Annotated in this window: 17 protein-coding genes, 1 tRNA gene and 1 riboswitch; of the genes, 4 read left to right on the top strand and 14 right to left on the bottom strand. The window is 44.6% G+C overall.

All coding sequences use genetic code 11. The features are described 5' to 3' along the window. The first annotated feature begins 252 nt into the window (after nucleotides 1–252). Both L4B77_RS12075 and pta read left to right on the top strand, forming a co-directional pair. Nucleotides 253–1,449: an acetate kinase gene (locus L4B77_RS12075; protein WP_261837666.1), complete on the top strand. Its 1,197-nt coding sequence runs from the start codon at nucleotides 253–255 to the stop codon at nucleotides 1,447–1,449. Nucleotides 1,450–1,595: 146 nt separating this feature from the next. Further along, nucleotides 1,596–3,761: a phosphate acetyltransferase gene (gene pta / locus L4B77_RS12070; protein ID WP_261837667.1), complete on the top strand. Its 2,166-nt coding sequence runs from the start codon at nucleotides 1,596–1,598 to the stop codon at nucleotides 3,759–3,761. A 103-nt stretch (nucleotides 3,762–3,864) separates the two neighbouring features. On the opposite strand, the gene L4B77_RS12065 is transcribed toward pta, so the two are convergent. The 11 genes from L4B77_RS12065 to moaA form a co-directional block, all read right to left on the bottom strand. Further along, nucleotides 3,865–4,812 (bottom strand): glutathione S-transferase family protein, encoded by a 948-nt coding sequence (locus L4B77_RS12065; protein ID WP_429750686.1) that lies wholly within the window; start codon nucleotides 4,810–4,812, stop codon nucleotides 3,865–3,867. Nucleotides 4,813–5,005: 193 nt separating this feature from the next. After that, nucleotides 5,006–5,992, bottom strand: a complete 987-nt coding sequence (oppF, locus tag L4B77_RS12060) for a murein tripeptide/oligopeptide ABC transporter ATP binding protein OppF (protein ID WP_261837669.1) — start codon at nucleotides 5,990–5,992, stop codon at nucleotides 5,006–5,008. Beyond that, a complete protein-coding gene (locus L4B77_RS12055) occupies nucleotides 5,989–6,960 on the bottom strand; it encodes an ABC transporter ATP-binding protein (protein WP_261837670.1) in 972 nt (323 codons plus the stop codon). The genes oppF and L4B77_RS12055 overlap by 4 nt, the downstream gene beginning before the upstream one ends. Nucleotides 6,961–7,001: 41 nt before the next feature. Next, the gene (gene oppC / locus L4B77_RS12050) at nucleotides 7,002–7,904 is read right to left on the bottom strand and encodes an oligopeptide ABC transporter permease OppC (protein ID WP_261837671.1); all 903 of its coding nucleotides are present in this window, start codon (nucleotides 7,902–7,904) and stop codon (nucleotides 7,002–7,004) included. A 15-nt stretch (nucleotides 7,905–7,919) separates the two neighbouring features. Then, nucleotides 7,920–8,840, bottom strand: coding sequence for an oligopeptide ABC transporter permease OppB (gene oppB, locus L4B77_RS12045; protein WP_261837672.1), 921 nt, complete (start codon nucleotides 8,838–8,840; stop codon nucleotides 7,920–7,922). A gap of 101 nt (nucleotides 8,841–8,941) precedes the next feature. Continuing rightward, nucleotides 8,942–10,573: an ABC transporter substrate-binding protein gene (locus L4B77_RS12040; RefSeq protein ID WP_429750683.1), complete on the bottom strand. Its 1,632-nt coding sequence runs from the start codon at nucleotides 10,571–10,573 to the stop codon at nucleotides 8,942–8,944. Between the two features lie 646 nt (nucleotides 10,574–11,219). After that, nucleotides 11,220–11,693, bottom strand: a complete 474-nt coding sequence (gene moaE, locus L4B77_RS12035; protein ID WP_429750681.1) for a molybdopterin synthase catalytic subunit MoaE — start codon at nucleotides 11,691–11,693, stop codon at nucleotides 11,220–11,222. A gap of 2 nt (nucleotides 11,694–11,695) precedes the next feature. Then, on the bottom strand, nucleotides 11,696–11,941 hold the full coding sequence (gene moaD, locus L4B77_RS12030; protein WP_261837675.1) for a molybdopterin synthase sulfur carrier subunit: 246 nt from the start codon (nucleotides 11,939–11,941) through the stop codon (nucleotides 11,696–11,698). Continuing rightward, entirely contained in the window at nucleotides 11,938–12,417 is a 480-nt protein-coding gene (gene moaC, locus L4B77_RS12025) for a cyclic pyranopterin monophosphate synthase MoaC (RefSeq protein ID WP_004734026.1), read from the bottom strand. The genes moaD and moaC overlap by 4 nt, the downstream gene beginning before the upstream one ends. 12 nt (nucleotides 12,418–12,429) lie before the next feature. Then, nucleotides 12,430–12,942 carry a molybdenum cofactor biosynthesis protein B gene (gene moaB, locus L4B77_RS12020; RefSeq protein WP_151417043.1) on the bottom strand — a complete coding sequence of 171 codons (513 nt, stop codon included), beginning with the start codon at nucleotides 12,940–12,942 and terminating at the stop codon, nucleotides 12,430–12,432. 90 nt (nucleotides 12,943–13,032) lie between these two features. Then, nucleotides 13,033–14,022 carry a GTP 3',8-cyclase MoaA gene (gene moaA, locus L4B77_RS12015; protein WP_429750677.1) on the bottom strand — a complete coding sequence of 330 codons (990 nt, stop codon included), beginning with the start codon at nucleotides 14,020–14,022 and terminating at the stop codon, nucleotides 13,033–13,035. Continuing rightward, a riboswitch (molybdenum cofactor riboswitch) is annotated at nucleotides 14,011–14,163 on the bottom strand. It overlaps the preceding gene by 12 nt. Nucleotides 14,164–14,358: 195 nt before the next feature. Here moaA and L4B77_RS12010 point away from each other — a divergent pair. Next, a complete protein-coding gene (locus L4B77_RS12010) occupies nucleotides 14,359–15,246 on the top strand; it encodes a YvcK family protein (protein WP_429750675.1) in 888 nt (295 codons plus the stop codon). A 75-nt stretch (nucleotides 15,247–15,321) separates the two neighbouring features. Here the strand turns inward: L4B77_RS12010 and luxU are convergent, their stop codons facing one another. From luxU to uvrB, 3 genes are all read right to left on the bottom strand, one after another. Then, nucleotides 15,322–15,666, bottom strand: coding sequence for a quorum-sensing phosphorelay protein LuxU (gene luxU / locus L4B77_RS12005; protein WP_429750673.1), 345 nt, complete (start codon nucleotides 15,664–15,666; stop codon nucleotides 15,322–15,324). A gap of 24 nt (nucleotides 15,667–15,690) precedes the next feature. Further along, a complete protein-coding gene (luxO, locus tag L4B77_RS12000; RefSeq protein ID WP_261837680.1) occupies nucleotides 15,691–17,079 on the bottom strand; it encodes a quorum-sensing sigma-54 dependent transcriptional regulator LuxO in 1,389 nt (462 codons plus the stop codon). Nucleotides 17,080–17,381: 302 nt separating this feature from the next. Next, nucleotides 17,382–19,412: an excinuclease ABC subunit UvrB gene (gene uvrB / locus L4B77_RS11995; RefSeq protein ID WP_429750670.1), complete on the bottom strand. Its 2,031-nt coding sequence runs from the start codon at nucleotides 19,410–19,412 to the stop codon at nucleotides 17,382–17,384. A gap of 508 nt (nucleotides 19,413–19,920) precedes the next feature. Between uvrB and L4B77_RS11990 the strand changes: the two genes are divergently transcribed. Next, nucleotides 19,921–19,996 (top strand) — tRNA-Asn (locus L4B77_RS11990). Nucleotides 19,997–20,010 lie beyond the last annotated feature (14 nt).

Below are 20,010 nucleotides of genomic sequence, written 5' to 3'. Positions count from 1 at the left end.
TTGTACAATATCGCTATTATTTGCAGACCTCAATCTCATTGTTGCCCTTATTTACAATTTAAGCAACTTTGTGACGACTTCTGCAGGGAATGCATAGGCCTCTTTCTTAAAAAAGTGCGCTTTCACTTTAAATACGGAAATTAACGTTTTTTTGACCAAGGTTAGTGCGTAAGCCGCGATGCTTCGTCTATTCTTGAGATTAATTTTCATTCTAAACTGATTTCGATCAGAAAAATAAACAGGTAGTCATTAATGTCTAAGCTAGTTTTAGTTTTAAACTGTGGTAGTTCTTCTCTTAAATTTGCTGTTGTTGATGCAGAAACAGGTGCAGAGCACCTAACTGGTCTTGCTGAGTGTCTAAGTCTTCCAGAAGCTCGTATTAAGTGGAAACTTGACGGCAAGCACGAAGCACAACTAGGCGCAGGCGCAGCTCACGTTGAAGCACTATCTTTCATGGTAGAAACTATTCTTGCATCTAAGCCTGAGCTTAAAGCTAACCTTGGCGCTATCGGTCACCGTATCGTACACGGCGGCGAGCAGTTCACTCAATCTGCACTGATCACGGATGAAGTACTTAAGGGCATTCAAGACGCTGCGACTTTCGCACCTCTTCACAACCCAGCTCACCTAATCGGTATCGAAGCGGCTAAAGTAAACTTCCCTGGTCTACAAAACGTTGCTGTATTTGACACGGCGTTCCACCAAACAATGCCTTCTGAGTCTTACCTATATGCTCTACCGTACAACCTGTACAAAGAGCACGGTATCCGTCGTTACGGCATGCACGGTACTTCTCACCTATTCATCACTCGTGAAGTGGCAGGCCTACTAAACAAGCCAGTTGAAGAAGTTAACATCATCAACTGTCACCTAGGTAACGGCGCTTCTGTATGTGCAATCAAGAACGGTCAATCTGTAGATACTTCTATGGGTCTTACTCCTCTTGAAGGTCTTGTAATGGGTACTCGTTGTGGTGACCTGGATCCTGCAATCATCTTCCACCTGCATGACGCTCTTGGTTACTCTGTTGAAGAAATCAACAACATGCTAACTAAAGAATCAGGTCTTGCTGGTCTGACTGAAGTGACTTCTGACTGTCGTTTCGTTGAAGACAACTACGGTGAGAAAGAAGAAGCAACTCGTGCAATGGACGTATTCTGTCACCGTCTAGCTAAGTACGTTGCTGGTTACACTGCAACTCTAGAAGGTCGTCTAGACGCAATCACTTTCACTGGCGGTATCGGCGAAAACTCTGGTCCTATCCGTGAAATGGTTCTAAACCGCCTAGGTATCTTCGGCATCGAAGTTGACGGTGAAGCGAACCTTAAAGCACGTTTCGGCGGCGAAGGTACTATCACGACTGCAAACAGCCGTATCCCAGCAATGGTTATCTCTACTAACGAAGAGCTAGTTATCGCTGAAGACACAGCACGTCTAGCAGGTCTTTAATTGATTTTCCTGACTGGCTTCACTCGAAGCTAGTCAGTTTGTCATATCAAGAAAATGGGGCTCAACTTCTATTCCTACCCCAATTTAGATATCGGTAGGAATAGCGGTTGAGCTTTTTTATATCCAATAGTTAAAGGTGTTCATCAATGTCACGTACTATTATGCTTATCCCTACAAGCGCTGGTGTTGGTCTTACTAGTGTTAGCATGGGTGTTCTTCGCGCGATGGAGCGCAAGGGCGTAAGTGTTTCTTTCTATAAGCCGATCGCTCAACCTCGTAGCGGTGGTGATCAACCCGATCTAACGTCTACTATTATCAGCGCAAACAGCGATATTATGATTGGCGAGCCAATCGCAATGACTAAAGCTGAAGCTTTGATTGGTAGCGAGAAAATGGACGAGCTTCTTGAGTCTGTTGTTGAGCAATACAACAAGATCAACAAAGACGCTGAAGTCACGCTAATCGAAGGCCTAGTCCCTACTCGTAAGCACCCATTTGCGAACCAAGTAAACGCGGAAATCGCGAAAACACTCGGCGCAGAGATCGTATTCGTTGCGACTCCTGGTACTGACAACCCTACGCAACTTAAAGAACGTATCGAAGTAGCATGTTCTAACTTCGGCGGAACTAAAAACAAGAACATCAAAGGCGTAATCATCAACAAGCTTAACGCTCCTGTTGATGAAGCTGGCCGTACTCGCCCTGACCTATCTGAAATCTTTGATGATGCAGACAGCGCTCAGCAAGCGAACCTTGAAGTGATGCAAATCTTCAACTCTAGCCCTATCCGTGTCCTTGGCTGTGTGCCATGGAGCATCGACCTAATCTCAACGCGTGCGGTTGATATGGCTAAGCACCTTAACGCTGAAATCGTTAACGAAGGTGAAATCTCAACGCGTCGTATTAAGAGCATCACTTTCTGTGCACGTTCTCTACCGCACATGATTGAGCACTTCAAACCAGGTTCACTGCTAGTAACTTCTGCAGACCGTCCTGACGTTATCGTTGCTGCGGCTCTTGCGGCGAAAAACGGTGTTGAGATTGGCGCAATCCTACTGACTGGCGGTTACGACATTCCAGAAAGCATTGCTAACCTTTGTGCACCAGCATTCGCTTCAGGTCTACCGATCTTCAAGGCTCAAGGTAACACTTGGCAGACGTCTCTAAATCTACAGAGCTTCAACCTAGAAGTGCCTGCAGACGATAAAGAGCGTATCGAGTTCGTTAACGATCACGTTGCAAGCCACATTGATGGCCCTTGGATTGATTCTCTATCTGAAGGAACTCAAGGCATCCGTCGTCTAAGCCCACCAGCATTCCGTTACCAGCTAACTGAATTTGCTCGTAAAGCGGCTAAGCGCATCGTTCTTCCTGAAGGTGATGAGCCACGTACAGTGAAAGCTGCGGCTATCTGTGCTGAGCGCGGTATCGCAACGTGTGTACTTCTAGGTAACCCTGAAGAAATCCGTCGCGTTGCTGCACAGCAAGGTGTTGAGCTTGGCGCTGGCGTTGAGATCATCGATTCTGCATCCGTTCGCGAAAACTACGTCGCTCGTCTAGTCGAACTTCGTGGCGCGAAAGGTATGACTGAAGTTGTTGCTCGTGAGAAGCTAGAAGATTCCGTATTCCTAGGCACTATGATGCTTGAAGCTGGCGAAGTTGACGGCCTAGTTTCTGGTGCTGTTCACACAACGGCTAACACAATCGTTCCTCCGTTCCAGATCATCAAGACTGCACCTGATGCTTCTATCGTATCTTCAATCTTCTTCATGCTTCTGCCTGATCAAGTTCTTGTATACGGTGACTGTGCGATCAACCCAGATCCAACAGCTGAACAGCTTGCTGAAATCGCTATCCAATCTGCAGATTCTGCTGCGGCATTCGGTATCGACCCACGCGTTGCTATGATCTCTTACTCTACAGGTGAATCTGGTAAGGGTGCAGACGTAGATAAAGTACGTGAAGCAACGAAACTTGCTCAAGAGAAACGTCCTGATCTCGTGATCGACGGCCCTCTACAGTACGATGCTGCAATCATGGAAAACGTAGCCGCTTCTAAAGCGCCTAACTCTCCAGTTGCAGGTAAAGCGACAGTATTCGTATTCCCAGACTTAAACACGGGTAACACGACTTACAAAGCGGTACAGCGTTCAGCAGATCTAGTCTCTATCGGTCCAATGCTTCAAGGTATGCGCAAGCCAGTAAATGACTTGTCTCGTGGCGCTCTAGTAGACGACATCGTTTACACAGTCGCTCTAACGGCTATCCAAGCAGACCAAGCGGCACAAGCGGAAGAAAAAGTAATTAACTAATTTTTCTTTTGTAGAAAGCAAAAACCCTAGATTTTTATCTAGGGTTTTTTTATATCTGACCGATATCTTTGCTTTGATTTACGCAGGTTTGGCCATCGTAAAATTAACCCAAGTTTTCTCGACCGTGTGCTGATTCGAGATCTAACTCAGGCCCTTTGGGTACTACTTGAGTCGGATTGATACCGATGTGGCTGTAGTAGTAGTGACGCTTGATATGATAGAAATCGGTCGTCTCTTTAATACCCTCTATTTGATACAACTCTTTTAAGTAACCTTGAATGTGTGGGTAGTCAGCAATTCGCTGCTTATTACACTTAAAGTGCCCAACATAAACCGCATCAAATCGAACCAGAGTGGTAAACAAACGCCAATCCGCTTCTGTAATCTCGTTACCCGCTAAATAGCGATGTTCGCTAAGGTGAGCATCGACTTTGTCTAACGCCTCAAACAACGCGTCATACGCTTCTTCGTACGCTTCTTGTGTTGTCGCAAAGCCAGTTCGATAAACGCCGTTGTTGATGTTCGGGTAAATATAATCATTCCACTCATCAATCTTGTTCGCTAATTCCCACGGATAGTAATCATCGGTGTTGCCTGTTAACTCATTAAATTCTGAATTAAACATACGGATAATCTCAGACGACTCGTTACTCACGATGGTGTTGGTTTTCTTATCCCACAATACAGGCACCGTTACTCGGCCCGAGTAATCAGGCTTGGCTTGGGTGTAGAGTTGATGCATTCGCGTATGACCGAATAGGGGTTCAGGTAACCCCATTTGCCAACCTTCACTCATCATATCTGGGCAAACAATGGTCACATCAATGTGATCGGTTAAGTCTTTCAGCTCACGGAAGATAAGAGTTCGGTGCGCCCAAGGGCAAGCTAACGATACGTATAAGTGGTAACGGCCACTTTCTGGCTCAAACTTCGCGCTCGGTTTGTTCTCTACCCAGTGACGAAAGCCAGCATCTTCGCGAATGAACTTACCTCCGTTTACTTTGGTGTCGTACCACACATCGTGCCAAATACCTTCAACTAACTTACCCATATCCAAACCTCTGTCATCTATACTTTTCTCTAGTATAAAAAAAGCCAACTTTTTCAAAACTAGAAGAAGTTGGCTTAGTTATTCGAATTATTTGAAGAATGTTATTTTAGATGGACCTTTGAATAGAAAAAAAGCGCAACTCATAACAAGTTGCGCTTAAGCCTGTCACAGGCCGAACTGGTTTAAATCAGGCCTAGGCTTGCACGTGCAAGCAAGATACGGCGTGTACCTCATTACCTTGAATCGTTGGTCTAGTTTGCGCGCATGCCTCTGTCGCTTGAGGGCAACGAGTACGGAATACACAACCTGATGGCGGATTAATTGGTGATGGTAGATCACCTTCCAGCATTTGTATGGTTTTACTACGCTCTAAACGAGGATCTGGAATTGGTACAGCCGACATCAACGCTTTGGTGTATGGATGCTTAGGCTCTGAGAACAAGGCATCAGACTCCCCAAGCTCAACTGCATTACCTAAGTACATGACCAAGACTCGATCAGAAATGTGTTTCACAACCGACAAATCGTGGGCAATGAAGACCAAAGACAAACCTAATTCTTTTTGTAGTTCCTTAAGAAGGTTAACGACTTGAGCTTGGATAGACACATCCAGCGCCGATACGGGTTCATCACAAATGATCATCTTAGGTTTCAAGATAAGCGCACGTGCGATACCAATACGTTGACACTGCCCACCCGAGAATTCATGTGGATAACGGTTAATTACGTTTGGTAGTAGACCTACCTTCGCCATCATCTCTTTGACTCGGTCTTTCACTTCCTGTTTAGAAAGCTCTGGATAAAAAGTTTGCAAAGGTTCAGCAATGATGTCACCGACGGACATACGCGGGTTGAGCGATGCCAATGGGTCTTGGAAGATCATCTGGATCTCTTTACGAGTCTCACGACGTTTAACTTCCGACATTTTAGTCAGGTCTTGACCTAACCACATCACTTCCCCTTCAGTCGCTTCAACCAAACCGATAATCGCGCGTGCGAACGTCGATTTGCCACAACCAGACTCACCAACAACACCTAGCGTTTCGCCTTCATAAAGGCGTACATCAACACCATCAACCGCTTTGAGGTTTGATGGCTTCGCCCAAGGCCAAGCAGACTTAGCCGCGATGCTAAAGTGAACTTTTAAGTTTTTAATATCTAATAGTAATTCTTTACTCATTTTGTCCAAGTCTCCCAATCTGAAAAACAAGCACGCTGACGATCTTGGCCAAATGGCTGCAAAATCGGTGCTTCTTGCTTACAACGGTCCATTACACGGTGACAACGGTCTTGGTAAGGACAACCCGGCGGTAGGCGAAGTAAGTTAGGTGGGTTACCTGGAATCGTCGGTAGAATTTCACCTTCAGTATCCAAACGAGGGATCGCTTTAAGCAAGCCTTCCGCATAAGGGTGGCTTGGCTCGTAGAAGATTTCATTAACGGAGCCATACTCCATGGTACGACCCGCGTACATCACGAGTACTTTGTCACATGAACCAGCAACCACACCCAAATCGTGAGTGATCATGATGATCGCTGTGTTGAACTCATCTTTCAACTCGTTGAGCAGATCCATGATTTGCGCTTGAATGGTTACATCCAGTGCCGTGGTTGGTTCATCAGCAATCAGCAATTTAGGACGACATAGCAGAGCCATTGCAATCATTACACGCTGACGCATACCGCCAGAGAATTCGTGTGGATACATGGTAATACGCTTACGGGCCTCAGGGATTTTAACTGCTTCAAGCATGCGTACTGATTCTTCAAACGCTTCAGCTTTACCCATGCCTTTATGCAGCATAAGTACTTCCATCAACTGATCACTAACTTTCATGTAAGGGTTCAGTGAGGTCATTGGGTCTTGGAAGATCATTGCGATCTGTTCAGCTCGCACCTTGTTCAGCGCTTTTTCAGGCAGATTGAGGATCTCATTGCCTTCAAATTTTGCACTGCCCGAAATAATGCCATTCTTAGCCAACAGCCCCATCAGCGCGAATACCGTTTGAGATTTACCTGAACCTGACTCACCAACAATACCAAGCGTTTCGCCTTGGCTAAGTGAGAAGTTCAGGTCATTAACTGCGGTAACAATACCATCTTGTGTGGTGAATTCGACACGCAGATCTTTGACATCTAATAAGCTCATTATTACTTCCTTAATCTTTTATAGCTTTTATTGCTATTTCGTTATCTGTCTTTTGGATCAAGCGCGTCGCGCAGACCATCACCTACATAGTTAAAGCAGAACAGCGTAACAACCATGAATGCCGCAGGGAATGCCAGTTGCCAGATTGCAACTTCCATCGTTTGCGAACCTTCTTGAAGCAATGCGCCCCAGCTCGTCATAGGCTCTTGAACACCAAGACCAAGGAAAGATAAGAATGATTCAGTCAGGATCATGCTTGGAATAAGTAACGTTGAGTAAACTGCAACAATACCCAATACGTTCGGTACGATGTGACGAGTGATAATTTTCCATTTGCTTACGCCACAAACATGTGCCGCCTCAATGAATTCTTTACTACGTAAACTCAATGTTTGACCACGTACAATCCGCGCCATATCTAACCAAGCAATCGCACCGATAGCGACAAAGATGAGTATGATATTTCGACCAAAGAATGTCACTAATACGATAACGAGGAACATAAAAGGAACCGCGTACAAAATCTCGAGAATGCGCATCATCACTCGGTCAGTGCGTCCGCCAATAAAGCCAGAAGCTGCACCGTAAAGCGTACCAATTAGCACGGCTACGAATGCACCCATCACACCTACCATGAGAGAGATACGGCCGCCAATCATCGTACGTACGTAAAGGTCACGACCTAAACTATCAGTGCCAAACCAGTGATCCGCATTGGGTGCAGCGTGCATTGCATACCAATCCGTATCATCGTATGTGTACTGCGCTATCATCGGCAAGAAAATCACAGCCAGTACCATAACCGTCAGAATACACAGGCTGACCATTGCTGCTCTGTTTCGCATGAAACGAATTCGTGCATCCTGCCACAAACTGCGACCTTCAATTTCCAGATTCTCTGAGAATTTTTCGATCGCTTCTAAGTTTTCTTTTTTCTTCAACATAACCATGCGTCCCTGTTAGTAGCGAATTTTCGGGTCAATCAGCGCTAGCAAAATATCAACGATCGCGTTGAACAAGATAAATAGGAAACCAATCAAAATGGTCACACCCATAACTAACGAGTAATCACGGTTAAACGCGGCGTTCACAAACAACTTACCGATACCAGGCAGGCCGAAGATGGTTTCAACAACAACAGAGCCTGTAATGATACCTACAAACGCAGGCCCCATATAAGAAACAACAGGTAGCATTGCTGGTTTAAGAGCATGTTTAAGCACAATGTAACGATAACTTAAGCCTTTTGCGCGAGCCGTACGAATAAAGTTACTATTGAGAGTTTCGATCATGCTACCGCGAGTGATACGAGCAAACGTTGCTACATATAATAAAGACATCGCAATAACGGGGAGGACAACGTATATGTACGTTCCTCCGTGCCAACCGCCCGCGGGGAATATATGCCAATGCAACGAGAAGAGATAAATGAGTGCTGGGGCCAATACGAAGGAGGGCATGACTACCCCGATCATGGCGGTCGACATTATGGTGTAGTCGACCCATGTGTTGTGCTTCAAGGCGGCAATGGTTCCGACCGATACCCCCATAATCAAAGTAAAGATAAAGGCAATAACCCCTACCTTAGCAGAAACTGGAAGCGCAACTGCGATCAACTCATTCACCGTATAATCTTGATACTTGAATGATGGGCCAAAGTCACCCTGAAGTATGTTTGTTAGATACGTGGTGTACTGTTCAAATACAGGTTTATCTAAGCCGTATTTAGCTTCGATGTTAGCCATAACTTCTGGCGGTAGCGGACGCTCGCTTGAAAACGGGTTACCCGGAGCGAAACGCATAAGAAAGAAAGATATTGTAATCAATACCAACATGGTTGGAATTGCTTCAAATACCCTTTTCATTATGAATTTAAGCATAAACTCACTCTTTCAGTCTGTGACAATTAAGAATAAAAATAGACACTGCGCGCGCTATACCGCGCACGCAGGCCTGAGGTGATTATTTTTTTTATAGGTGGTTATTTTGCTTTGATATAAAGATCTTTTGAATAGATCTTATCTTCTGCATTACCAGATGGGTAACCACCGAGTTGAGGTGATACTAGACGAGCTTTAACGTACTGATAAAGTGGTGCTATCGGCATATCTTTCGCCAACAACTTCTCGGCATCAGTATAGAGCTGAGTACGCTCTTTTTCTGAAGTCGAGTGTAGCGCTTTATCAATGATTTGGTCGTACTCTGCACTCTTATAGTGTTGACCACCCGTTGTATTTTTGCTGACCATCAACGTTAGGAATGAAGACGCTTCATTGTAGTCACCACACCAACCAGCACGAGCAACATCGAAGTCGCCAGCATCTTTACTGTCTAGGTATGATTTCCACTCTTGGTTTTCAAGTTTCACGTTCACACCAAGCTCTTTTTTCCACATAGATGCGATTGCTACCGCAAGCTTCTTGTGATTTTCAGAGGTGTTGTAAAGTAGACTGAACTCTAGAGGATGTTCCTTAGTGTAACCTGCTTCTTTAAGAAGACGCTTCGCTTCAGCAACTCGCTCTTTTTGGGATAGTTTACCGTACGCTGGAACCTCTGGATTGAAGCCCGCTGTAATTTCAGGAGTCAAGAAGTAAGCCGGTTTTTGACCTTGCCCAAGAATGGCTTTAGTCAAGACATCACGGTCTACCGCGTAAGACATCGCTTTACGTAGTCGTACGTCGTTAAAAGGCGCTTTCTGTGCGTTAAACAGATAGTAATAAGTACACAAGTTACCCTTAACGGCAACATCTTGCGGGTACTCTTTTTGTAGACGACGGAAGTGCTCATTTGATACTTCATACGTGAAGTCTAGCTCACCAGATAGGAAGCGGTTCATTTCAGCCACTTGGTTCTCGATAGGTAAGAACGTGACTTTATTAAGAACGGTATGGTCGTTATCCCAGTAGTTTTTATTACGTACAAGCTCAAGACGCTCGTTAACTACCCATTTATTTGGAACAAACGCACCGTTACCGACAAAGTGCTCTGGCTTCGTCCATTGCTCACCGTACTTCTCAACCGTTGCCTTGTGCACAGGCATCATAGTTGTGTGACCCATCATCATGACGAAATAAGGTACAGGTGCATCCAATGTAACAACAAGAGTATGTGCATCTACGGCTTTAACGCCTAGTTCACTCTTATCTTTCTTACCCTCGACGATGTCTTTCGCGTTCGCCATCTTGGTGTATTCTACGTACCAAGAATATGGAGAACCTGTCGCAGGATCGACGGCACGTTGCCAGCTGTAAACGAAATCCTCAGCAGTGACAGGATCGCCGTTAGACCATTTTGCGTCTTCACGTAGGTGGAAAGTGTATGTTTGGTTGTCTGTCGTTTCCCAGCTTTTCGCAACACCAGGGACAGTGTTACCGTCAGCATCTTGGTTTACTAAGCCTTCTAGCAGATCACGAATTACATTTGACTCGGGAACGCCTTGAGATTTGTGAGGGTCAAGCGTTGCTACTTCAGTACCGTTACCACGAACAAGTTCCTGAACTTTGGCTAGTTCCGTACCAGCAGGAACTTGAGCAGCGATAGAAAGAGTAGAAGTGGCAGCCAATGCCAAACCAGCACCTAGAAGAAGGGCCTGAGTGATTTTATTCTTATACATTCAATAAACTCCAAGTTTTTTTGTTGCATCCATGACTTCTTTGTTAAGTTCACTGAACGGCAGTGATTTAGATTTATTTAGCTAGGAAGTTAAGCATAAAAACCTAAAACCTTACAAAGATTGAGGCACACACTATCAACCATTGAAGTAATTTTCCATAAACAAGTCACAAAAAATCGAATAATTCTTCGAAACAATCAAGGTATCAGTGTAATTCTCTATTAAAAAACCAATAAGCAGTGGGTTACACATAAGGAGTCACACAAATGCAGCCTTTAGTGTTGACACGTCTTTACTGAAACTTTTTTTAGCATCTTATGCTAAAATACGGCGACCAAGTTAACATTACCGACACATCAAATCTAATTACACGTCACATATCGTCTAAATAGACCGCTCTATTCGTGATCACTATCACCTTATATAGAGCAGCATAATACTCTGCAGTAAAGTGGACAATTCATAACATTAATACACGCTCGACAGCGGCTGAAATGAACATTCACCAAAGTGATTAACGGTCCGTTAAAAATCCTTTTTCCTCAATACCTTTTTATCGCAGACATAAAAAAGCCGACTTAAAAAGTCAGCTTTTTATGTTTGATATAGGGTCACGACTTTACAGCGAAGTGAAATATTGGATAGATTATTCTCCCCAACGCTCCGCTGCCTTATTATCTGAATCTCGAGAATCTACCCACCGAGTTTCCTTGAGTGTCCTTTCCTTTTTCCAAAACGGTGCTTTGGTTTTCAAAAAATCCATAACAAACTCGCAGGCCTCAAAAGCAGCGCCTCGGTGTGCACTGGATACACCAACGTAGACAATCTGGTCACCAGTATCGAGATCACCAACGCGGTGGATCACTCGCATCTTCTGGATTGGCCAACGCGCCTCTGCTTGATCACAGATCTCGCTCAGCGACTTCTCTGTCATACCCGGGTAATGATCTAAAGACAAACCAATCACGTTGTCACCAAGGTTCATGTCGCGAACTTTACCAACAAACGTTACAACCGCTCCCGCCGCGGTACCTTGGGCTAAATAATCGTATTCGTCAGCCACAGAAAAATCTTCAGCAGTAACGAATACTCTTGAATCAATAGCTCGAGAGTCACTCATTGCTAGCCTCCAGTAACGGGTGGGAAGAAAGCCACTTCGTCGCCGTCTTTCACTTCAGTCGTCAAAGGTACGATTGATTGGTTAAGTGCTGCCAGAAGTTTACCCTCTTCCAATGCAATATCCCATTTGCCTTCTTGTGTTACAAGGTGGCTGCGAATCGCTTCGATGGTACTGAAGTGCGCGTCGACTTCTAGGCTGTCAACACCGACAAGTTCGCGAGTTTGAGCAAAGAAAAGTACCGTAATCATGATTCCACCTTAAAGTGTCCTGATTTACCACCCGTCTTCTCTAACAGGCGTACGTTCTCGATAACAATATCTTTCTGAACAGCTTTACACATATCGTAAATCGTCAGTGCAGCAACAGAAGCCGCCGTGAGCGCTTCCATCTCTACGCCTGTCTTACCAGCAAGCTTACATACCGACTCGATACGTACCTTGTTTTCAGACTCGATCGCTTCAAGCTGCACTTCTACTTTCGTCAGTAGTAGAGGATGACACAGTGGAATCAGATCCCAAGTCTTCTTAGCCGCTTGGATACCCGCAATACGTGCCGTTGCGAAAACGTCGCCTTTATGGTGACTACCAGAAACAATCAGCTCAAGTGTTTCTGCCGACATTTGAACGAATGCTTCCGCTCTCGCTTCGCGTACCGTTTCCGCTTTAGCCGATACATCGACCATGTTCGCTTCGCCCGACGCGTTAATGTGTGTAAATTGGCTCATACTCAAACCACCTTATACCGAAAGATGTGGCATGAAGTTACAAGGACGGTGGCTCGCATCCATCTGTTGCTTGATGATCTTAGTCCAACCGGTACGGCAAGCGCCTGTCGAGCCTGGCATCGCAAAGATAACGGTATGGTTAGCAAAACCCGCAATCGCACGCGATTGAATCGTCGAAGTACCAATCTCTTCGTAAGACACTTGGCGGAATAGCTCACCAAAGCCTTCAACTTCTTTGTCGAACAGTGGCTTAAGCGCTTCTGGCGTGCTGTCACGAGAAGTGAAACCCGTACCACCAGTGATCATGATAGCTTGTACGCCCTCATCAGCGATCCATTTAGAGACGATCGCACGGATCTTGTACATGTCATCGATAACAATTTGTTTATCAACCACGTTGTGACCCGCTTCTTTAGCATGCTCTGCGAGGTAACCGCCTGACGTATCGTTTTCTTCTGTACGAGTATCTGAAACGGTTAGAACTGCGATGTTTGCTGCTTGAAATTTGCTTTCTGCGTGACCCATTTGTTCACCTATATAAATGTTTCAATGACTAGACTGATTCGCCCAACCTAAATAGGCTGAGCGATAAAATGCTTTAGAGTGTGTAGCGGGTTAACCGCCGATTGACGCCAAGTTTGGAGTCATGCCGCTGTTGCCATCATGTAAGAAGTGACTAACGGACTTGGTTTGAAGCTGAGCCTGAATTCGATCAATGAGCTCTTGCTCTTGGTGATCTTCTTGAATCAGATCTCTCAGTTCGACACCACGGTCGCCAAACAGACATAGATGAAGTTTTCCGGTTGCAGAAACACGCAGTCGGTTGCAACTCTCACAAAAGTCTTTCTCGTAAGGCATGATCAAACCAATTTCACCCTTGTAGTCTGGGTGGACAAACACTTGCGCAGGACCATCATTAATGGCTTTGACTTTTAACAGCCAACCATTAGCAATCAGCTGGTTGCGAATCGCAACACCCGATACGTGATGTTTATCGAACAACTCGTCCATCTCGCCGGTTTTCATCAGCTCGATAAAACGCAATTGAATGGGCTTGTCTTGAATCCAATTAAGGAAGGCTGGTAATTCCTGACTGTTGAGGTCTTTCATCAATACGACATTAACTTTGACTTGTTCAAAGCCAACCTCAAACGCTTTATCAATACCTCGCATAACCTCAGTAAACTTGTTCTCACCAGTGATCTGATGAAACATACGTGAGTCTAAACTATCTACGCTAACGTTTATGTGGGTTAAACCAGCATCACGCCATTGCCCTACTTGTTTCTCCATGCGATAGCCATTCGTTGTCGTGGCTACTTTTTTGATGCCTGGAGTAGAAGCAACAGTATGGATGATTTCAGGAAAGTCTTTACGTAGGCTCGGCTCTCCGCCAGTAATACGGATCTTAGAGGTACCACAATCGGCAAACGCTTTAACAATACGTTTGATCTCGGGAACACTTAAAAAAGACGAGTTTTTTTGGCCAGACGGTCTATAGCCATCTGGCAAGCAGTAAGTACATTTAAAGTTACAGACGTCTGTAACCGACAATCGCAAATAATAAAATTTGCGATTGAATCTATCTTCGAATTGTTGCGCCACGGAACACCTTTCCAAACACGGGAGGCATAATCATTTCCAATTAAGCCCTTGTGACAACATGTCACTGGCTCTTGATGCGTATCGGTACAGCAAATTCCACTGTGCGACTTAGCATGCGAGAGCTCGGAGTTATGGCAACTGCACGTTATATTTACACGCGCAGTAGCTGAGTAATAAAATACTTAATATTCGTACGTGAATCTAGCATGGATGACCAAAAACAGGTCACATAGGCAAAAAAAACGCATCAACGCCTCAAATTAACGCTTATTGAGTATCTGATGAGAAGCATTTGACCTAGATTATAGTCGGCAATAACCTAACAAGAAAATAAAGATGAATATTTACTCTTCAAAGAAAGTCGTAGCAGTCGGTGGTGGTCATGGTTTAGGTCGTATGCTAGCAGCACTAAAAGACTTTGGCAGCAACGCCACAGGCATCGTTGCGACTACAGATAACGGTGGTTCAACGGGTCGAATTCGTGATTGCCAAGGCGGTATTGCTTGGGGCGATACTCGCAACTGTATCAACCAGTTGATTACCGAGCCTTCGATCAGTTCTATGATGTTTGAATATCGCTTTCGCGGGCAAGGTGAACTCGATGGACATAACTTAGGTAATCTAATGCTCACGGCGCTAGATAACCTCTCCGTTCGCCCATTGGAAGCAATTAATCTGATTCGAAACATGCTGAAAGTTGATGTGAATATCGTCCCGATGACAGAGCATCCTTCAGACCTCACCGCACTATCGATGGATGGGCGCTGGGTAACCGGTGAAACCAACGTTGATGATATGACAGAAAAGCTACGTATGATGGACTTGTCACCGGAAGTACCGGCCACCAAAGAAGCCGTTGCGGCCGTTGAGCAAGCCGACTGTATCATCCTTGGTCCAGGAAGCTTTTTGACCAGCGTTATGCCTCCGTTGCTACTTCCTGAAATTGGCAAAGCCATCGCTGAGAACACTAAGGCCAAGGTCATCTTTGTCGAAAATCTTTCACCCGAGCATGGCCCGGCAGGCAAAATGACGCTTCAAGAACAATTGGAATGGTGTGAACGAACCTGTAAAGCGAGAAAGATCGACATTGTGTTAGGCAACACACCACACCCCGAACTTGAGGGAAAATGGAACTGTGTAACAAGGGATCTTGCCTCGCCAAACCGTGATTGGCGGCACGACCGCGTGAAGCTTCAGCAAGCGATTGAAGCGCAGTTAACCTAACCTGTGAACTCTCAGAGTTAATCAATCGAAAAGGAGTATTGTGCTCCTTTTTAATATCAGTCTACATCTAGCGTTTTAACACTTTGTCAGTAACCGCTGATATTCTTTGTAAGTTGATAGCAGAAGCTCCTGCATGCTTTGAAAATCAAGCTCTGTCACCGGTAACGGTTGTTTCACTTTAGCGTCCAAGCTAATGGCAAAACAACACAAAGAATCGGCTCCAAAGCTGGCGGCACTGCTCTTAAGGGCATGACTGATATAAGCCAAATACTGAGAGGTATCGGTATCTTTGTTTTGTTCTAGGTGCTCGTAATATCCTTTCAATTCACCTAAAAAAATCTCCAGTAATACAGGGACATTCTCTTGCCCTATTTCACAGGCAAGTTGATCCACTTTTTGTTGATTGAGTACTTTCATCATGGCGCTTTTCTTATTGTTAAGTCGTTACGGCTTTGCGTTCCACACTTGCAACTTGCGGTATATTGTTGATGGGCTGACATCCAAAAACCCCGCTGCGCGAGGAATGTTACCATCACATGCTTTTATGGCCTGTTCGATAGCTGTTTTCTCCGTGATCCATAATGGAAAAATATCTTTTACTGTAATCTCTTCATCCCGTTTTTCTGCCGTTCGTAAGCGGCTTTCAATCGGCTGATTCAATGGCGGTGGAAGCATGTTCAGCGTAATTTCTTTACCATTATTTAACACCACCACATTGCGTAATACGTTTTGTAGTTGACGCACGTTACCTGGCCACTCGTATTGATTGAATCGGTCAAGCACTTCTTGAGCAAAATGAACAAACGCTTTGCCTTCTTCAACAGACATGTAACCCAGTAGCGAATATGCGATTTCAATAACATCTTCACCACGCTCACGCAGTGGCGGCAAGTGCAAAGGAATCACATATAAACGGTAGTATAAATCTTCTCTAAAACGGCCTTCTTGTACCTCTTTCCATGGATCACGGTTAGTCGCACATACGAAGCGAACATCCACACTCTTCATCTTCGAAGAACCCACTTTTTGAAAAGTACCGGTTTGGATAAAGCGCAAAAGCTTGGTTTGCAACTCCAAATCCATCTCACACAACTCATCGAGGAACAGTGTGCCACCATCAGCAAGTTCCGCCGCACCTTGACGATCGGTTGCAGCACCGGTGAAAGCCCCTTTTACGTGACCAAACAGTTCGCTTTCGATGAGATCTTTCGGAATTGCTGCACAGTTAATCGCAATGAATGGCTTGTCACCACGTTTACTCGCGGCATGAATAGCTTCTGCGCACACCTCTTTACCTGTGCCGCTTTCACCTGTGATGAAGATACTCGCTTTACTCGATGCCGCAGAATCGATAATTCGATAAACCTGCTGCATGGTTTGGCTACTACCAATGAATCCTTGGTAGTTTTGATTTCCCGGATGTTCTGCGCTGTTCTTTAATTTAGTCGCTTTACGTATCGCATTATTCACCGTAATACGGAGTCGATCGGCTTCACACGGTTTGATAAGGAAATCTTGAGAACCATGACGCATTGCTTCTACGGCCGTATCGATAGAGCCGTGAGCCGTCATGAAAATAACGGGAACTTCAGGGTATTTTTGTTTTACAGCAAACAGAACGTCCATGCCCGTCATATCGGGTAAACGCAGATCCAATAAAATAAGATCGGGAATTCGATGATTCAAACTCTCAATGGCATCACGACCTGTGCCGACAATATTAATATCAATTTCAAGCGGTGTAAGATACGAGCGATATAAAGCCGCTACCGAAGCCGTATCCTCCACCATTAACAAATACTTTGATTTGTTATCTAGTGTTTTTGATTGCATATCCTAACCATTTACAATTTGCATATCTCATTATAGTTGCATTCCGCCTTGCATTATGCAAATTAACCCCACTATTTACATCAACCCTCCGTATCTGTTGCAAAGAATCAATGCATTAACGATATAGCACGAACGATGCAATATTAAGTTTGACCTTCGGGTCACCTAACCAACTGACGTTGTTAGTGGACTTGGTGTTCACAAACGTAGGCCAGTAGAACGTTTACTACTGGCTGTTTTTTTGTCTTAAACACTCCCAATTCTTGTATTGAAGGGAACAATTTTTTGAGTGCAAAGTGAGATTAGCTGTTGGTAATAAACTGCTTTCTCAATTGCTCTATCTCATCCCGCTTTTGCGCCGCTAATTCAAACTCAAGATTTTGAGCATGTTGATACATTGCAGCTTCCAACTTGCTGATCTCTTTATCAAGCTGTTGTGGCGTAAGTACGGCATAACTTTCAGAAGGCTCAGCGACCTTAGACAGTGGAACCTGTTTAGATTGTCGCTGCTGCTTCGACTTGGTTAGATCACCCAGTTCCATAATGTCTTTGATATTGCGTTTCAACGCTTGCGGCGTGATGCCTTGCTCTTCATTGTAGGCTTGCTGTTTCTCGCGACGACGATCGGTTTCATCAATCGCTTTTCTCATCGACTTAGTAATCGAGTCACCATAAAGGATCGCTCGACCTTCCAAGTTACGCGCAGCACGACCAATGGTTTGGATCAGAGAACGCTCAGAACGTAAGAAGCCCTCTTTATCTGCATCAAGAATCGCCACCAGCGACACTTCAGGCATATCCAAACCTTCACGAAGTAAGTTAATACCCACTAACACGTCGAATTCGCCCAAACGTAGGTCTCGGATGATCTCTACACGCTCAACGGTATCAATATCCGAATGCAAGTAACGCACTTTAACGCCGTGCTCACTTAGGTATTCGGTTAAGTCTTCCGCCATTCTCTTCGTTAATGTAGTGACCAACACGCGCTCTTCTTTGACTGAACGGATTCTGATTTCAGACAGTAAATCATCAACCTGAGTTGCGACAGGCCTAACTTCAATAATAGGATCAAGCAAACCCGTTGGACGAACCACTTGATCCGCTATTTCACCGTCTGATTTTTCAATCTCGTAATTCCCTGGGGTTGCTGATACAAAAATCGTTTGCGGAGCGATCGATTCAAACTCTTCAAACTTCATTGGTCGGTTATCCAACGCAGAAGGTAATCTAAAACCAAACTCAACCAAGGTCTCTTTTCGAGAACGGTCACCTTTATACATCGCCCCTATCTGAGGAACCGTCACGTGCGACTCATCGATAATCAGCAAGCCGTCATCCGGAAGATAGTCAAACAAGGTTGGCGGCGCTTCCCCTTCCGCACGGCCACTCAAGTACCGTGAATAGTTTTCGATACCCGAACAGAAGCCAAGCTCAGTCATCATCTCGATATCAAATTGCGTTCTCTGAGAAATACGTTGCTCTTCCAACAACTTATTGTGGTCTTGCAGGTATTGCGCACGTTCTCGTAGCTCAACCTTAATTTTTTCAATGGCCTCAAGGATTTTTTCTCTTGGCGTGACATAGTGAGTTTTGGGATAAACCGTAAAACGTGGCAAATCCCTTTGTTTAATGGCTCCAGTCAACGGATCGAAGATACTGATGCAGTCCACCTCATCATCGAACATCTCAAGTCGCACCGCATCTTGGTCAGATTCAGCAGGGAAAATGTCAATCACTTCACCACGAACCCGAAACTGACCTCGTTCAAAGGCGACGTCGTTTCTCGAATATTGCAGCTCAGCCAAGCGGCGTAAGATGTCGCGCTGATCCATCACCTCACCGCGACTCAAGTGAAGCATCATTTTCAAATATGATTTGGGATCACCAAGACCGTAGATAGCCGATACCGAAGCGACAATGATGGCGTCTTTTCGTTCAAGTAAGGCTTTGGTTGCCGAAAGTCTCATCTGTTCAATATGGGCATTCACAGATGCGTCTTTCTCGATGAACGTATCCGTGGTTGGCACGTAGGCTTCAGGTTGGTAGTAATCGTAGTAAGACACAAAATACTCAACAGCATTATTCGGAAAGAAAGATTTCATCTCACCATAAAGTTGAGCCGCTAATGTCTTGTTCGGCGCCAACAGAATAGTCGGCCTTTGTGATTGAGAAATGACATTGGCAAGAGTAAAAGTTTTACCCGACCCCGTTACCCCGAGTAAAGTTTGATGCGCCAAACCAGAATCTAGTCCATCTAATAATTTGGTGATCGCCGTCGGCTGATCACCGGACGGGCTGTAGTCCGATACCAAGTCAAAAAGTTTACTCATAGGTCGCCATTTCCATACTGTGTTTTTAATCAGGTCATTGTCACTCTAGGTGCCATCTCGTGCAACTACTATTGGGAGAAACACGCCTTAATATTGAAGAGCTGTGATAGCTTTTATGGTTAGAACTTGATATTATTCGTGCCCGTGTAATATGCCCCCTGTGATATGACTCGAACTTTAATCCACGACTTTTCCCCAAAAAGTTCAAAAATAGCACTTTTTCTACTATTTTCAGTATAACCACAAAAAATCACATCATCGTAAAATATCAGCACTTTTCCTTTGAATACATCGCTTTAGATATAAATAAAGCATTTTGAAATTCACCTCAATTCTTGTTGTTAAAGTTTCGCACACAAACTTATCCACAAATTTGGTGGATAACTAAAGCAAAAGCAAATCGGATAAGGTGTTCGAGAAAGTAAAGTTTTTTATCTTACTTTTTTCTACTATTTTTTATTGACAGAAAATCGGACTATTATTAAAATTTGCGTCGCTAACAAGCAATTCCCCTTTAGTTCAGTTGGTAGAACGGCGGACTGTTAATCCGTATGTCGCAAGTTCAAGTCTTGCAAGGGGAGCCAAATTTAAAAAAGCC

The organism is Vibrio minamisatsumaniensis, assembly GCF_050337445.1.
Lineage (GTDB): Bacteria > Pseudomonadota > Gammaproteobacteria > Enterobacterales > Vibrionaceae > Vibrio > Vibrio artabrorum.
Note: the sequence above shows the minus strand (reverse complement) of the source record. Positions and strands in the feature narration are given on the sequence as shown.

What these genes read in the sequence shown, in the direction of transcription:
- oppF (WP_261837669.1), bottom strand. Translation starts at nt 5,992, where the DNA reads ATGAGTAAAGAATTACTATTAGATATTAAAAACTTAAAAGTTCACTTT.
- uvrB (WP_429750670.1), bottom strand. Translation starts at nt 19,412, where the DNA reads ATGAGTAAACTTTTTGACTTGGTATCGGACTACAGCCCGTCCGGTGAT.
- moaC (WP_004734026.1), bottom strand. Translation starts at nt 12,417, where the DNA reads ATGAGCCAATTTACACACATTAACGCGTCGGGCGAAGCGAACATGGTC.
- L4B77_RS12065 (WP_429750686.1), bottom strand. Translation starts at nt 4,812, where the DNA reads ATGGGTAAGTTAGTTGAAGGTATTTGGCACGATGTGTGGTACGACACC.
- L4B77_RS12075 (WP_261837666.1), top strand. Translation starts at nt 253, where the DNA reads ATGTCTAAGCTAGTTTTAGTTTTAAACTGTGGTAGTTCTTCTCTTAAA.
- L4B77_RS12055 (WP_261837670.1), bottom strand. Translation starts at nt 6,960, where the DNA reads ATGAGCTTATTAGATGTCAAAGATCTGCGTGTCGAATTCACCACACAA.
- L4B77_RS12040 (WP_429750683.1), bottom strand. Translation starts at nt 10,573, where the DNA reads ATGTATAAGAATAAAATCACTCAGGCCCTTCTTCTAGGTGCTGGTTTG.
- oppC (WP_261837671.1), bottom strand. Translation starts at nt 7,904, where the DNA reads ATGTTGAAGAAAAAAGAAAACTTAGAAGCGATCGAAAAATTCTCAGAG.
- moaD (WP_261837675.1), bottom strand. Translation starts at nt 11,941, where the DNA reads ATGATTACGGTACTTTTCTTTGCTCAAACTCGCGAACTTGTCGGTGTT.
- oppB (WP_261837672.1), bottom strand. Translation starts at nt 8,840, where the DNA reads ATGCTTAAATTCATAATGAAAAGGGTATTTGAAGCAATTCCAACCATG.
- luxU (WP_429750673.1), bottom strand. Translation starts at nt 15,666, where the DNA reads ATGATGAAAGTACTCAATCAACAAAAAGTGGATCAACTTGCCTGTGAA.
- pta (WP_261837667.1), top strand. Translation starts at nt 1,596, where the DNA reads ATGTCACGTACTATTATGCTTATCCCTACAAGCGCTGGTGTTGGTCTT.
- luxO (WP_261837680.1), bottom strand. Translation starts at nt 17,079, where the DNA reads ATGCAATCAAAAACACTAGATAACAAATCAAAGTATTTGTTAATGGTG.
- L4B77_RS12010 (WP_429750675.1), top strand. Translation starts at nt 14,359, where the DNA reads ATGAATATTTACTCTTCAAAGAAAGTCGTAGCAGTCGGTGGTGGTCAT.
- moaE (WP_429750681.1), bottom strand. Translation starts at nt 11,693, where the DNA reads ATGAGTGACTCTCGAGCTATTGATTCAAGAGTATTCGTTACTGCTGAA.
- moaB (WP_151417043.1), bottom strand. Translation starts at nt 12,942, where the DNA reads ATGGGTCACGCAGAAAGCAAATTTCAAGCAGCAAACATCGCAGTTCTA.